The organism is Sphaerisporangium cinnabarinum, assembly GCF_055567015.1.
This window is the reverse complement of record NZ_JBVHRG010000010.1, coordinates 210183-222580: the sequence shown is the minus strand read 5'-3', so window position 1 is coordinate 222580 and position 12398 is coordinate 210183. Positions and strand designations below refer to the sequence as shown.

The window sequence follows — 12398 nt, the reverse complement described above, 5'->3', positions numbered from 1 at the left end:
TGGCATTGACTAACAAGCACACTGTTGAGTTCTCAAACAACCGACACACACCAACTCAGCACCACCCGACCGGGCAGAACCTCGCTTGGGGCAACTTCTCTAATCTACCAGATCCTCGGTGTCCCTTCCAACTCGGTGTTCCGAGCTCGGAGGGCCTGCCGGGAGCCAGCAGCCTCGAAGGTCTCGAGGGCGCGCGAGGCACCCGATCGATCTTCAAGGGGACCGCCCGGGGGACCAGCCACCGTCTCGGATGATCGAGACCCGGTGTCCGTTCCTCCCTGCCGGGCGAACGTCGAGAACACTACACGCGCTCCACGAGAGTGCCAAATCCGCTCTGCGGCGCGGCTGCCGGAGTCGACGGAGAAGGGGCCGGCACCGCTCGACGCGGCCCGGCCCCTCCTGTTCCTCGCCCTTCCGGGTCAGCCGGCGACGGCGACGCCGAGCGTCTTCTTGCCGCGGCGCAGGAGCGCGAACCGTCCGTGCAGCAGGTCGTCGGCCCCGAGCACCGCGTCCTCACCGGTGACCTTGACGTTGTTGACGTACGCGCCGCCCTCGGCCACCGCCCGGCGCGCGGCCCCCTTCGACGCGACGAGGCCCGACGCCACCAGGAGGTCGACGACCGCGTCGCCGACCTGCGCCGTCGCGCGCGGCAGCTCGGCGACCGCCGCCTCCAGGGTGCGCTCGTCGAGTCCGTCGAGGTCGCCGCGGCCGAAGAGCGCCTGGCTCGCCGCGACGACCGCCTCGGTCGCCGCCGCCCCGTGCACGAGCGTCGTCACGTCGGCCGCGAGGGTGCGCTGCGCCTCGCGCGCGCCCGGCCGCTCCCGGACCGCGACCTCGAGCTCCGCGATCTCCTCGCGCGAGCGGAAGGTGAAGATCTTCAGGAACCGCACCACGTCGTCGTCGGCCGCGTTGAGCCAGAACTGGTAGAAGGCGTACGGGCTCATCATGTCGGCGTCGAGCCAGACGGCGCCGCCCTCGGTCTTGCCGAACTTCGTGCCGTCGGCCTTCGTGATGAGCGGCGTCGTCATGACGTGCACCGACGCGCCCTCCGTCCTGCGGATGAGGTCGACGCCCGAGAGCAGGTTGCCCCACTGGTCGTTCCCGCCCGTCTGCAGCGTGACCCCGTGGCGCAGGTAGAGCTCGTGGAAGTCGATGCCCTGGAGGATCTGGTAGCTGAACTCCGTGAAGCTGATGCCCTCGTCCGAGCTCAGGCGGCGCGCCACCGTGTCCTTGGCGAGCATCGTGCCGAGGCGGTAGTGCTTGCCCACGTCCCGCAGGAAGTCGATCGCCGACATCTCCGAGATCCAGTCGAGGTTGTTGACGACCCGCGCCGCGTTCTCCCCCTCGAAGTCCAGGAAGCGCGAGACCTGGCCGCGCAGGCGCTCGGTCCAGTCGGCGACCGTCTCCTTCGAGTTGAGCACCCGCTCCCCCGACTGGCGCGGGTCGCCGATCATGCCCGTCGCACCGCCCACGAGCGCGATCGGCCGGTGGCCGGCGAGCTGGAGGTGGCGCAGCAGGAGGAGCTGGACCAGGTGCCCGTGGTGCAGGCTCGGCGCCGTCGGGTCGAAGCCGCAGTAATAGGTGATCGGGCCCTCGGCCAGCGCGGCGCGCAGCGCGGCCTCGTCGGTGGACTGCGCCACCAGGCCTCGCCATTGCAGCTCGTCGAGAACGTCGCTCACTTCTGCTCCTTCGTCGAGTGCCCGTCGTGCGGGCACAGCGGTGCGGCCCCGTCCGGGCCGCGGGTCCTAGTCTGCCGTGCCGGACGCCGTCGCCCGGCCACCGCCCACCTCGCGGGCGGCGTGGGCGGTGTGCCGCCGGGCGATGCCCCGGCTCAGCGGGACCGGGCGCTCACGCGGCGGTAGGCGGACACCGTCGGGTCCCCCGCGAGCCAGTAGCGCCAGGGGAACAGCTCGCCGTCCCCGCCGTCACCCGACACGCCCACGCGCGGTCCCGTGGCGATCGGCGGCCGGTGCGGCCCGTCCGTCGCCCGGTGCAGCACGAGCTCGCCGTCGGGGTCCGTCAGCTCCGCGCCGTACTGGCGCAGGTCGAGGTCGAGGGCCACGGCAAGACGCGCGGGGCCGCGTGCGATCTGGCGGTCGGAGTCGCACCGGCCCGCGGCGACCCGGCGGGACCGGGCGAGCTCGACGCCCTCGGTCACCTCCCCGGCGCGCAGCAGGACGGCGGACGCGCGGCCCACCGGACCGCACACGACGTTGACGCAGTGGTGCAGGCCGAGGTGGCGGTAGACGTAGAGGCGGCCCGGCTCGCCGAACATGGCGCGGTTGCGCTCCGTGCGGCCGCGGAACGCGTGCGAGCCCGGGTCCCTCTCGCCGTCGTACGCCTCGACCTCCGTGATCCGCAGCGTGACGTCGCCCTCAGCGCTGCGCCGCGTGAGCAGGGAGCCGAGGAGGTCGCGCGCGACCTCCTGCGCGTCGCGCGCGTACCAGCCGCGGGCCGGGGCGTCCCACGGCCCGACGACGCGCGCGCTCCCGGACTCCCCCGTCCCCACGATGCCCTGCACCGTGCCCGCCGCAGCCTCTGCCGGCATGCCGCCACCTCCCGTCCCGGGCAATCTACGCCTCGCCGCCCACGTCCGTGCGGGACGCGGTCGGGTCCGGGCCGGGCGCCGTCCGCCCCGTGCGCACGAGCCGTCCCCACCCGTCGAGGACGACGTCCGCACGCTCGCGCGTGGCGTTGCGGCGGTAGTGCTCGCGCTCCGCGGCCATCCAGGCGAGCCAGTGGTCGCGCTGGTCCTCGCCGTCCCGGTCGAGGCCGCGCCGGAGCCGGACGTCGTCCGGCGCCTCGACCCACACGCGCAGCGCCGCGACCTCGTCGGCCTCGCGCCGCCCCGCCCCGCAGCCCTCGACCACGAGGTACGGCGCGGCCGGGACGTCGTGCCACTCGGCGAAGCGGTCGAGGTGCCAGTCGAACCGGCGGTACCGCCCGGCCCGGCCCGCCGCGAGCGGCGTCAGCACCCACGCGTCGAGGCGCCCCCAGGCGGGCTCGAGCCCGCGCCAGCCCTCGTAGAGGTCGTCCATGTGGAGCACCTGGGCCGGCAGCGCGTCGCCGAGCTGCGCGGCGAGCGTCGTCTTGCCCGAGCCCGCGGGCCCATCCACGACGACGATCCGCGTGCCCGACGCCGTCCCCTCCCCCGCGGCGACCTCGCCCGGACCGGGCGGCCCGAGGCGCGGGGCGGCGTCGCGCACCCGGCGGACGAGCTCGGCGAGGACGTCCGCGCCGACGCTCACGCCCGCGCCGCCGGGCACGCGTGGCGCACCGCGAGCCGGGCCACCGTCAGTCCTGGGCCCAGAAGCGGTACTCGGCCGAGCGCTCCTTCGCGGCCTCGAGCTGCTCGGCGACCCGCACCGGGGCGGTGCCGCCCACGGCGTCGCGCGACGCGAGCGAGCCCTCCACGCTCAGCACGTCGCGCACGCCCGGCGCGAGGTGCTCGGAGATCGACGCGAGGTCGTCGTCCGAGAGGTCCCACAGCTCGATGCCGCGCTCCTCGCACGCGCGCACGCACGCGCCCGCGACCTCGTGCGCGACGCGGAACGGCACGCCCTCGCGCACGAGCCACTCGGCGACGTCCGTCGCGAGCGAGAACCCCTGCGGCGCGAGCGACGCCATGCGGTCGGTGTCGAACTCGAGGGTCGCGACCATGCCGGAGAACGCGGGCAGGAGCACCTCGAGCGTGTCGACCTGGTCGAACACCGGCTCCTTGTCCTCCTGGAGATCGCGGTTGTACGCGAGCGGCAGGCCCTTGAGCGTCGCGAGCAGGCCCGTCAGGTCGCCGATGAGGCGGCCCGCCTTGCCGCGCGCGAGCTCGGCGACGTCCGGGTTCTTCTTCTGCGGCATGATGCTCGACCCCGTGGAGTAGGAGTCGTGCAGGCGCACGAAGCCGAACTCCTTCGTCGCCCAGAGGATGACCTCCTCCGCGAGGCGCGAGAGGTCGACCCCGAGCATCGCGGCGACGAACGCGAACTCCGCGACGACGTCGCGCGACGCGGTGCCGTCGATCGAGTTCTCGACCGGGCCGTCGAACCCGAGCTCGGCGGCGACCGCCGCCGGGTCGAGGCCCAGCGACGAGCCCGCGAGCGCCCCCGACCCGTACGGCGAGCGGGCGGCGCGCACGTCCCAGTCGATGAGCCGGTCGACGTCGCGCAGCAGCGGCCACGCGTGGGCGAGCAGGTGGTGCGCGAGGAGCACCGGCTGGGCGTGCTGGAGGTGCGTGCGGCCGGGCATGGCCGCGCCCGGGTGCGCGGCGGCCTGCTCGATGAGCGCGTCGACGACGTCGAGCACGAGTCGCGCGATCGTGCGCGCCTCGTCGCGCAGGTACATGCGCGTGAGCGTCGCGATCTGGTCGTTGCGCGACCGGCCCGCGCGCAGCTTGCCGCCGAGCTCGGGCCCGGCCCGCTCGATGAGCCCGCGCTCCAGCGCGGTGTGCACGTCCTCGTCGTCGTCGTCCGCGACGAACGCGCCCGACGCGACGTCCTCGCGCAGGCGCTCGAGCGCGGCGAGCATGCCGTCGAGCTCGTCGTCGTCGAGCAGGCCGGCCGCGTGCAGGACCTTCGCGTGGGCCTTCGAGCCCGCGACGTCCTGGCCCGCGAGGCGCCAGTCGAAGTGCGTGGACTTGCTCAGCGCGGCCAGCGCGTCAGCGGGGCCGCCCGCGAACCGGCCGCCCCACAGGCTGACGCGCGCCGTCTCGGTCGGCTCGACGGCGGTGCCGTCCTGGTCGTCGTGCGTGCTCACAGCGCTCCCGTCCCGAGGTCCACACCGTTGCCGAACTTCTCGTCGCGCGCGGCGGCGAGCTTCGCGGTGAGACCGTAGATCTCGATGAATCCCTTGGCCTGCGACTGGTCGAACGAGTCGCCCTCGTCGTACGTCGCGAGGTTGAAGTCGTAGAGGCTCGCGTCCGAGCGCCGGCCCGTGACGGTCGCGCGCCCGCCGTGCAGCACGAGGCGCACGTCGCCGGACACGTAGCGCTGGGTGTCGTCGACGAACACGTCGAGAGAGCGCTTGAGCGGGCTGAACCACATGCCGTCGTAGACGAGCTCGGTCCAGCGCTGCTCGACGCCGCGCTTGAAGCGGGCCTGCTCGCGCTCGAGCGTGACGTTCTCGAGCTCCTGGTGCGCGGCGATGAGGGCGATCGCGCCCGGCGCCTCGTAGACCTCGCGCGACTTGATGCCCACGAGCCGGTCCTCGACGATGTCGATCCGCCCGACGCCCTGGGCGCCGGCGCGGCGGTTCATCTCCTGGATCGCCTGCAGCGGGGTCACCGCGACGCCGTCGAGCGCGACCGGCACGCCCTGCTCGAACGTCACGACGACCTCGTCCGCGACGGGCGGGAACGTGGGGTCGTCGGTGTAGTTGTAGACGTCCTTGGTCGGCGCGTTCCAGATGTCCTCGAGGAAGCCGGTCTCGACCGCGCGCCCCCAGACGTTCTGGTCGATCGAGAACGGGTTGTGCTTCGTCGTGGCGATGGGCAGCGCGTGCGTCTCCGCGTACTCGATGGCCTTCTCGCGCGTCAGCGCGAGGTCGCGCACGGGCGCGATGGTCTTGAGCTCGGGTGCGAGGGACGTCGTGGCGACCTCGAAGCGCACCTGGTCGTTGCCCTTGCCCGTGCAGCCGTGCGCGACCGTCGTGGCGCCGAACTGGCGCGCCGCGCGCACGAGATGCTTGACGATGACCGGGCGCGACAGCGCCGAGACGAGCGGGTACCGGTCGAGGTACAGGGCGTTCGCGCGCAGCGCGGGCATGCAGTACTCCGCCGCGAACTCGTCGCGCGCGTCGGCGACGTACGCCTCGACGGCGCCGCAGTCCAGGGCACGCTGCCGGATGACCTCGAGGTCCTCCCCGCCCTGGCCGACGTCGACCGCGACGGCGACGACCTCGGCGCCCGTGGCCTCGGCGATCCAGCCGATGGCCACCGACGTGTCCAGGCCGCCCGAGTAGGCGAGCACGACGCGTTCAGTCATGACGGTCTCTTTCTGTGACGTGCGGGTGGGGTCCGGGGTCCAGTCTCGCAGGGCGCCGCGGCCGCGCGGGGCGTGGTCCGACGGCGGTCAGTCCGGCGTGCCGGGGACGGGCCCGCCGTGGGGCCCGGAGAGCTCGAGGAAGCGCCGCGCGAGGTCCGCGCCGCCGTCGGGGTCGCGCGCGATGACGAGGATCGTGTCGTCGCCCGCGATGCACCCGAGCACGTGCGGGAGCACGGAGTGGTCGATCGCCGACGCGAGGTAGTTCGCGGCACCGGGGGGCGTGCGCAGCACGACGAGGTTCGCGGACGCCTCGGCGGACACGAGCATCTCGGAGCACAGGCGCGCGAGCCGGGCCGCGAGGTACTCGGGCGACTCCGCGGTCTGGACGCTGCGGTCCCCGCCCTCCCCCGGCACCGCGTACACGAGCGCGCCCGAGGCGCCGCGCACCTTCTCCGCGCGCAGCTCGATGAGGTCGCGCGAGAGCGTCGCCTGCGTCACCGACAGGCCCTCGCGCTCGAGCTCGCGCGCGAGCTCCGCCTGCGAGTGGATCTCGGTCCGGCGCACGATCTCGGCGATGCGCGCGTGGCGCGCCGTCTTCGTCGTCGCCGTGCGGGGCTCGGTCACGACCGCTCCAGGAGGAACGTGAGCAGCGCCTTCTGCGCGTGCAACCGGTTCTCCGCCTCGTCCCACACCGCCGAGCGGGGGCCGTCGATCACCTCGGCGGTGATCTCCTTGCCCCGATAGGCGGGCAGGCAGTGCAGCACGATCGCGTCGGGCCGGGCGTGCGCGAGGAGCTCGTCGTTCACCTGGTACGGCACGAACGGCAGGGCGCGGTCCTCGGCCTCCGCCTCGTCGCCCATCGACACCCACGTGTCGGTCGCGACGACGTCCGCCCCCGCGACGGCCTCGACCGGGTCGGACGTGACGAGCACGGAGCCGCCGGTCTCGGCGGCGATCCGCTCGGCGTCGGCCACGAAGACGGGGTGCGGCGGGTACCCGTCCGGCGTCCCCACCCGCACGTGCAGGCCCGCGGTCGCGCCGCCGAGCAGGTAGGAGTGCGCCATGTTGTTCGCGCCGTCGCCGACGTATGCGAGCGTCTGGCCCGCGAGCGCCCCCGTCCCGCCGCGGAGCTGGGCGATCGTCAGGAGGTCCGCGAGGATCTGGCACGGGTGGAAGTCGTCGGTGAGCGCGTTGACGACCGGGACCCGGCTGATCGCCGCCATCTCCTCGATCCGGTCCTGGCCGAACGTGCGCCACACGATGGCGGACGCCTGCCGGTCGAGCACGCGCGTGACGTCCGCGACGGACTCGCGCACCCCGACCTGGGCGAGCCGGCCGTCCACGACGACCGGGAAGCCGCCGAGCTCGGCGATGCCCGTCGCGAACGAGAGCTGCGTGCGCAGCGTCGGCTTGTCGAACAGGACGGCGACGCCCTGCGGTCCGGCGAGCGGCTGGCGGAACGTGCGGTCGTCGCGGAACGCGAGGCCGATCTCGAGCACCCGACGCTGCTCGGCGGGCGTGAGGTCGTCGTCGCGCAGGAAGTGCCGGGGGGCCATCAGGAGCTCCTCGTCGTGGGGTCGGTCGTGGGGACTGTGGGTACGCCGGCCGGGGCGGCGGCGTCGGGGACCTCGACCGCGGCGAAGAACGCGACGACGTCGCGCGCCTGGTCGGGCGTGAGGACGAGCGGCGGCGCGAGCCGGATCGCGTCGGGCGCGACGGCGTTGACGACGAAGCCCGCGTCGAGCGCCGTGCGCGCGACGTCGGCCGCGACGGGCCGCGTGAGCTGCACGGCGAGCAGGAGCCCGCGTCCGCGCACCCCGGCGACGAGCGGGTTCCCGGCCGCGGCGATGCCGTCGCGCAGGAGCGCCCCGACGGTCCGCACGTTCTCGAGGAGCCCGTCGCGCTCGATCACCCCGAGCGTCGCGAGCGCCGCCGCCGCCGCGACGGGGTTGCCGCCGAACGTCGTCCCGTGCTGGCCGCGGCCGAGCAGCGTCGCCGCCCGCTCGCCGTACGCGACCACCGCGCCGACGGGGAACCCGCCGCCGAGGCCCTTGGCGAGCGTGGCGACGTCGGGCACGACGCCGCCCCCCACCGCCGGCTGCTGGTACGCGAACCACGAGCCGGTCCGCCCGACGCCGGTCTGCACCTCGTCGAGGACGAGCAGCGCGCCGTGGCGTGCGGTGAGCTCGCGCGCGGCGACGAGGTAGCCCGGCGAGAGCGAGCGCACGCCCGCCTCGCCCTGCACGGGCTCGACCACGAGCGCGGCGACCTCGCCGCGAGCCGCCACCGCCGCGGGCGAGAAGGCCTCCTCGAGCGCGGCGACGTCGTCGAACGCGACGAACTCGACGCCGCCCGGGAGCGGCTCGAACGGCTCGCGGTACGCGGCCTTCGACGTCATCGCGAGCGCGCCCATGGTCCGGCCGTGGAAGCCGCCCTGGAGCGCGAGGACCCGCGTGCGACCCGTCCGGCGCGTCATCTTGAACGCCGCCTCGTTCGCCTCCGTGCCCGAGTTCGTGAAGAACACGCGCGACCCCTCGGGGGCCTCCGCGAGCGCGAGCAGGCGCTCGGCGAGCGCGATCTGCGTCGGGGTGCCGAAGAAGTTCGAGACGTGCCCGAGCGTGCCGAGCTGGGCCGAGACAGCGGCCGTGAGCGTCGGGTGGGCGTGGCCGAGCGCGTTGACCGCGATGCCTGCGAGCAGGTCGAGGTACCGCTTGCCGTCGGCGTCCCACACGTACGCGCCCTCGCCCCGCACCAGGACGCGCTGCGGCGGGCCGAACGTGTCCATGACGGCGTGCGCGTAGCGGTCGGTCCACTGCGCGACGGAGCCGTCGGCCGGGGCCGTCACGTCGGTCGTCGGTGCGGGCGCGGGCGCGCCCTGCTGGTGGTCGAGCGCGTTCACGCGGCCCCTCCGGCGGTCGTGGTGAGCGCGGGCGCCGGCGCGCCCGCGGCGTCGGGGACGACCATCGTCCCGTTGCCCTGGGTGGTGAAGACCTCGAGCAGCGTCGAGTGCGGCACGCGGCCGTCGATGACCGTCGCCGCGGGGACCCCGCCCTCGACGGCGCGCAGGCACGCCTCCATCTTGGGGACCATGCCCGCCGAGAGCGACGGCAGGAGGGCCGCGAGCTCGGAGCGCGAGATCTGCGCGACGAGCGAGCCCCGGTCCGGCCACGACGTGTACAGGCCCTCGACGTCGGTCAGGACGACGAGCTTCTTCGCGCCGAGCGCGACCGCGAGCGCCGCGGCGGCGGTGTCCGCGTTGACGTTGAGCACCTGGGTCGGGTCCTCGAGGTCGGGGGCGATGGTCGAGACGACGGGGATGCGGCCGGCGTCGAGCAGGTCCTGGACCGCGGACGGGTGCACCTCGACGACGTCGCCGACGAGCCCGACGTCGACCGGCTCGCCGTCCACGGTCGCGTGCCGGCGCTGGGCCTGCAGCAGGCCGCCGTCCTCGCCCGAGAGCCCGACGGCGTACGGCCCGTGCGCGTTGATGAGGCCGACGAGCTCGCGCGAGACCTGGCCCGTGAGGACCATGCGCACGACGTCCATCGCCTCGGGCGTCGTGACGCGCAGCCCCCCGCGGAACTCGGACTCGATGCCGAGCCGGTCGAGCATCGCGGAGATCTGCGGGCCTCCGCCGTGCACGACGACCGGGCGCAGCCCGACGCGGCGCAGGAACACCATGTCCTCGGCGAACGCGGCCTTGAGCGTGTCGTCGACCATGGCGTTGCCGCCGTACTTGACGACGACGAGCGCGCCGGCGAACTCCTCGAGCCACGGCAGGGCCTCGACGAGCACCTCGGCCTTCTGCTCGGGGCGCAGGTCGGTGCGCGTGTCGAACGCGGCGTCGTGGGGGTGGGGAGCGGGCGTGGTGGGGTCGCTCATGAGGAGTACGCGCTGTTCTCGTGGACGTAGTCGTGCGTGAGGTCGTTGGTCCAGACGGTCGCGCTCGCGGAGCCGGCGTGCAGGTCGATCTCGACGCGCACCTCGCGCTCGGCCGCGAGGTCGACGAGCTCGCGGGGCTCGCCCACTCCCCCGGCCCGGCACACCTGGACGTCGTTGACCGTCACGTCGAGCAGGAGCGCGTCGAACGGCGCGACCTCCTCGGGGACGGTCCCGACGGCGGACACGATGCGGCCCCAGTTCGGGTCGTTGCCGAAGATCGCGGCCTTGAACAGGTTGGAGCGGGTCACGGCGCGCGCGACGGCGACCGCGGCGTCCTCGCTCGACGCGCCCACCACGGTGACGGCGACGTCGTGGCTCGCACCCTCGGCGTCGGCGACGAGCTGGCGCGCGAGCGACCCGCACGCCTCGGTGACGGCGTCGGTGAGCGCGTCGAGACCGACCTCGACCCCGGACGCGCCCGAGGCGAGCAGGATCACGGTGTCGTTGGTCGACATGCAGCCGTCGGAGTCGACGCGGTCGAACGTCGTGCGGGTCGCGGCGCGCAGCGCGGCGTCGGCCGTCGCGGCGTCGACGACGGCGTCCGTCGTCAGCACGCACAGCATGGTCGCGAGGCCCGGGGCGAGCATGCCCGCGCCCTTCGCCATGCCGCCCACGGACCACGTCGCGGCGCCGTCCGTCGCGGTGGCGTCCGTGACCTCGCGGACCACCGCGACCGTCTTCGGCACAGTGTCCGTCGTCATGATCGCGAGCGCGGCGTCACCACCGCCGTCGACCGCGGCGACCGGGTCCGCGAGCGCCGCCGCGGCGGCGTCGACGCCGGCGAGGAGCTTCTCCATGGGCAGCCGCACGCCGATGAGGCCCGTCGAGCAGACGAGCACGTCGCCCGCCGACGTCGCGAGCACGTCGGCGACGTGCTCCGCGGTCCGGTGCGTGTCGGCGAAGCCCTCCGGGCCCGTGCACGCGTTCGCGCCGCCCGAGTTGAGCACGACGGCCGTCGCGCGCCCGTCGCCCACGGCCTGGCGCGTCCAGGCGACCGGCGCGGCGAACACGCGGTTCGTCGTGAGCACGGCCGCGGCGACGTCGAGCGGCCCGTCGTTGACGACGAGCGCGACGTCGCGCGCGCCGGTGGACTTGAGCCCGGCGGCGACGCCGGCGGCCCGGAAACCCTGCGGGGTGGTGACGGTCACGGGGCGACCCCCTCGGTCGTGAGACCCGCCGTCTGGGGCAGGCCGAGCGCGATGTTCATGGACTGCACCGCGGCGCCCGCGGTGCCCTTGACGAGGTTGTCGATCGCCGTGACGGTGACGACGCGGCCCGCCGCGTGGTCGACGGCGACCTGGACGAGCGCGGTGTTCGCGCCGAGGGTCATCGCCGTCGTCGGCCACTGCCCCGCGGGCAGCACCCGGACGAACGGCTCGCCGACGTACGCGTCCTCCCAGGCCTGGCGGACGCGCGCGTCGAGCGCGGCGGGGTCGAGGCGCGCGGCGTCGTCGGACAGGCGCGCCGTCACCGTGGCGAGGATGCCGCGCGACATGGGCACGAGCGTGGGCGTGAACGAGATGCTCACGGCCGGGGCCCCCGCGGCCCGCAGGTTCTGTGCGATCTCCGGGATGTGTCGGTGCGACCCCCCGACGGCGTACGGCTGCGCCGACCCGAGCGCCTCGGACGCGAGCAGGTGCGGCTTGAGCGACTTCCCCGCGCCCGAGTACCCGTTGGCGAGCACCGCGACGAGGTCCGTGCCCTCGACGAGCCCGGCGGCGACGCCCGGCTGGATGCCGAGCGTCACGGCGGTGACGTTGCACCCGGGGACGGCCACGCGCCGCGCCCCGACGAGCCGCTCGCGCTGCTTCGTCTCGGTCGCAGCGGCGCCGGGCGCGACCGTGAGCAGGAGCTCCGGCAGACCGTACGGCCACGTGCCCGCGTGCTCGGAGCCGTAGAACGCCGACCAGTCCGCCGCGGACTCGAGCCGGTGGTCCGCACCGAGGTCGAGCACGAGGACGTCCTCCGGGAGCTGCGCCGCGATCTCGCCCGACGCACCGTGCGGCAGCGCGAGGACGACGACGTCGTGGCCCACGAGGTGCTCGACCGCCGTCGGCAGGAGCACGCGGTCGGCCAGGGATCGCAGGTGCGGCTGGTGCTCGCCGAGGAGCGTGCCCGCGTTGCTGTGCGCCGTCACGGCGTCGATCTCCACCTCGGGGTGCCCGGCGAGCAGGCGGAGCGTCTCCCCGCCCGCGTATCCCGACGCACCCGCGACCGCGACTCTGATCGTCATATGCATCACTATACATACTTATGCAACGGCGGGTCGGAGGGCCTGCCCCACGGTACGCGGGGTCGGGTCCGCGGTGCTGCATCGGCCGACGACCCGCCGAGTCGGGTCCGCGGTGGGGTCGGACCGTGCGCTCGGACTGGCGCACCGTCACCTCGGTCTTCCGGGCGGAGGTCGAGGAGTGCGCCTCGACGTCCTTCGCACACGGTCCGACCCCACCGCTCGTCCTGCCCGTCACCGCACGACCCGCG

The 12398-nt window shown here is 74.5% G+C and carries 11 protein-coding genes; all 11 read right to left on the bottom strand.

Translation table 11 applies throughout. The features are described 5' to 3' along the window. Positions 1-419 precede the first annotated feature (419 nt). Positions 420-1679 carry a tyrosine--tRNA ligase gene (gene tyrS, locus ACZ4MO_RS15495; RefSeq protein WP_175010184.1) on the bottom strand — a complete coding sequence of 420 codons (1260 nt, stop codon included), beginning with the start codon at positions 1677-1679 and terminating at the stop codon, positions 420-422. 152 nt (positions 1680-1831) lie between these two features. Further along, the gene (locus ACZ4MO_RS15490) at positions 1832-2548 is read right to left on the bottom strand and encodes a DNA-3-methyladenine glycosylase (protein ID WP_175010183.1); all 717 of its coding nucleotides are present in this window, start codon (positions 2546-2548) and stop codon (positions 1832-1834) included. A gap of 25 nt (positions 2549-2573) precedes the next feature. After that, positions 2574-3248, bottom strand: coding sequence for a nucleoside/nucleotide kinase family protein (locus tag ACZ4MO_RS15485; protein ID WP_186810524.1), 675 nt, complete (start codon positions 3246-3248; stop codon positions 2574-2576). Between the two features lie 46 nt (positions 3249-3294). Continuing rightward, positions 3295-4686: an argininosuccinate lyase gene (gene argH, locus ACZ4MO_RS15480; RefSeq protein WP_499279198.1), complete on the bottom strand. Its 1392-nt coding sequence runs from the start codon at positions 4684-4686 to the stop codon at positions 3295-3297. 59 nt (positions 4687-4745) lie between these two features. Next, positions 4746-5975, bottom strand: coding sequence for an argininosuccinate synthase (locus ACZ4MO_RS15475; protein ID WP_175010181.1), 1230 nt, complete (start codon positions 5973-5975; stop codon positions 4746-4748). A gap of 87 nt (positions 5976-6062) precedes the next feature. Then, the gene (locus ACZ4MO_RS15470) at positions 6063-6599 is read right to left on the bottom strand and encodes an arginine repressor (protein WP_074810086.1); all 537 of its coding nucleotides are present in this window, start codon (positions 6597-6599) and stop codon (positions 6063-6065) included. Further along, a complete protein-coding gene (argF, locus tag ACZ4MO_RS15465; protein ID WP_175010180.1) occupies positions 6596-7531 on the bottom strand; it encodes an ornithine carbamoyltransferase in 936 nt (311 codons plus the stop codon). Before argF ends, ACZ4MO_RS15470 begins: the two co-directional genes overlap by 4 nt. Beyond that, entirely contained in the window at positions 7531-8874 is a 1344-nt protein-coding gene (locus tag ACZ4MO_RS15460; RefSeq protein WP_175010179.1) for an acetylornithine transaminase, read from the bottom strand. The genes argF and ACZ4MO_RS15460 overlap by 1 nt, the downstream gene beginning before the upstream one ends. After that, entirely contained in the window at positions 8871-9857 is a 987-nt protein-coding gene (gene argB, locus ACZ4MO_RS15455) for an acetylglutamate kinase (RefSeq protein WP_175010178.1), read from the bottom strand. The genes ACZ4MO_RS15460 and argB overlap by 4 nt, the downstream gene beginning before the upstream one ends. Then, entirely contained in the window at positions 9854-11065 is a 1212-nt protein-coding gene (gene argJ / locus ACZ4MO_RS15450; protein ID WP_175010177.1) for a bifunctional glutamate N-acetyltransferase/amino-acid acetyltransferase ArgJ, read from the bottom strand. The genes argB and argJ overlap by 4 nt, the downstream gene beginning before the upstream one ends. Continuing rightward, positions 11062-12150, bottom strand: coding sequence for an N-acetyl-gamma-glutamyl-phosphate reductase (argC, locus tag ACZ4MO_RS15445; protein WP_499279190.1), 1089 nt, complete (start codon positions 12148-12150; stop codon positions 11062-11064). The genes argJ and argC overlap by 4 nt, the downstream gene beginning before the upstream one ends. Positions 12151-12398: the final 248 nt, after the last annotated feature.

Coding starts and splice junctions, on each gene's coding strand:
- ACZ4MO_RS15490 (WP_175010183.1), bottom strand. CDS start 2,548: ATGCCGGCAGAGGCTGCGGCGGGCACGGTGCAGGGCATCGTGGGGACG.
- ACZ4MO_RS15475 (WP_175010181.1), bottom strand. CDS start 5,975: ATGACTGAACGCGTCGTGCTCGCCTACTCGGGCGGCCTGGACACGTCG.
- argF (WP_175010180.1), bottom strand. CDS start 7,531: ATGGCCCCCCGGCACTTCCTGCGCGACGACGACCTCACGCCCGCCGAG.
- argB (WP_175010178.1), bottom strand. CDS start 9,857: ATGAGCGACCCCACCACGCCCGCTCCCCACCCCCACGACGCCGCGTTC.
- argC (WP_499279190.1), bottom strand. CDS start 12,150: ATGACGATCAGAGTCGCGGTCGCGGGTGCGTCGGGATACGCGGGCGGG.